Consider the following 473-nt stretch of genomic DNA (forward strand, 5'->3'; position numbering starts at 1 on the left):
ACTCGATGGCCGCGCGCATGCCGGCGCCACCGGCGCCGACGATGACGGTGTCGTACTTGTGTACCTTCATGATTTTCGCAGCCCCGTGCCTAGCGGATGTTCGGGTCGAAGGTGAAGATCACCAGCGTGCCCAGCAGGACGGTGAAGACGGTCGCCGTGTAGAGCAGCATCTTCAGCCAGAAACGGGTGTTGTCCCGCTGCGCGTAGTCGTTGATGATCGTCCGCAGCCCGTTGGCGCCGTGGAGCATGGCGAGCCACAGCATGATCAGGTCCCACGCCTGCCAGAACGGGGAGGCCCAGCGGCCGGCCACGAAGGCGAAGCTGACCTTGGAGACGCCGCCGTCCAGCACCAGCTGGATCAGCAGGTGGCCCAGCACCAGGACGACGAGCAGGATGCCGGACAGGCGCATGAACAGCCAGCCGTACAGCTCGAAGTTGGTGCGGGTGGCCTTGGGCGTCTTGCCGGTGCGGGC

At 65.8% G+C, this 473-nt stretch carries 1 protein-coding gene; it reads right to left on the reverse strand.

The window, feature by feature from the left end; genetic code table 11:
- Nucleotides 1-89: 89 nt before the first annotated feature.
- Nucleotides 90-473 (reverse strand): succinate dehydrogenase hydrophobic membrane anchor subunit (locus ACWF62_RS20570; RefSeq protein WP_452631273.1); only part of this gene is annotated, 384 nt, incomplete at its 5' end.

It is taken from the genome of Rhodococcus sp. NPDC054953 (assembly GCF_053609225.1).